We start from the raw sequence: 1,106 nt of genomic DNA, 5'->3' as shown, positions 1-1,106 counted from the left end.
GCTTGAACTTGGCGACGCGGTAGGTCGTCCGCGTGCCGTCGTCGTTCATGACCGTGACGTAGTCGGCGGAGACCTCCTCCACCACGCCGGCCTTCCCGGCTGTGAGCACATCACCGGTGTCGGTCGCGGCACGGTACTCCATGCCCGTCCCCACCAGCGGCGCCTCACTTCTGAGCAGGGGCACCGACTGCCGCATCATGTTCGCGCCCATCAGGGCCCGGTTGGCGTCGTCGTGCTCGAGGAAGGGGATCATCGCGGTGGCCACCGACACCATCTGGCGCGGCGACACGTCCATGTAGTCGACCTCGCCCGAGCGCACGTACTCGAACTCCTCGCCCTTGCGACGGACCAGCACCCGGCTCTCGGCGAAGGCGCCGTCCGCCCTCAGCGGCGAGTTCGCCTGCGCGATGACGAGGCGGTCCTCCTCATCGGCGGTCAGGTAGTCGATCCGGTCGCTCACCTTGCCGTCGACGACCTTGCGGTAGGGCGTCTCGATGAAGCCGAAGGCGTTGAGCCGAGCGAAGCATGCCAGGTAGCCGATGAGGCCGATGTTGGGACCTTCAGGGGTCTCGATCGGGCACATCCGGCCGTAATGGGACGGGTGCACGTCTCGCATTTCCACGCCCGCCCGCTCCCGCGACAGCCCGCCCGGCCCCAGCGCGGACAGCCGCCGCCTGTTCGTCAGGCCGGCCAGCGGGTTGGTCTGGTCCATGAACACCGACAGCTGGGACGTGCCGAAGAACTCCTTGATCGAGGCCGTGATCGGGCGGACGTTGATCAGGGTCTGCGGCGTGATCGCCTCGACGTCCTGCGTGGTCATCCGCTCGCGCACGACTCGCTCCATGCGGCCGAGGCCGACACGGATCTGGTTCATGATGAGCTCGCCCACGTTCCGCACGCGGCGGTTGCCGAAGTGGTCGATGTCATCGGTATCGACCTCGGGCTCGCCGGCGTGCAGCCGCAGCAGGTATTCGATCATCGCGGCGAGGTCGTCTTCCGTGAGCGTGCTCCGCGTGATCTCCGCGTCGACCCCGAGCTTCTTGTTGATCTTGTAGCGACCCACCTTGGCCAGGTCGTACCGCTTGGGGTTGAAATACAGGTTCTCC

Annotated in this window: 1 pseudogene; it reads right to left on the bottom strand. The window is 66.8% G+C overall.

Annotation, left to right across the window (positions count from 1 at the left end):
- A pseudogene (locus ACIBHX_RS52370) lies at window positions 1–1,106 on the bottom strand (DNA-directed RNA polymerase subunit beta); the annotation flags it as partial.

It is taken from the genome of Nonomuraea sp. NPDC050536, assembly GCF_044457685.1.
Taxonomy (GTDB): Bacteria; Actinomycetota; Actinomycetes; order Streptosporangiales; family Streptosporangiaceae; genus Nonomuraea.
Note: the sequence above shows the minus strand (reverse complement) of the source record. Positions and strands in the feature narration are given on the sequence as shown.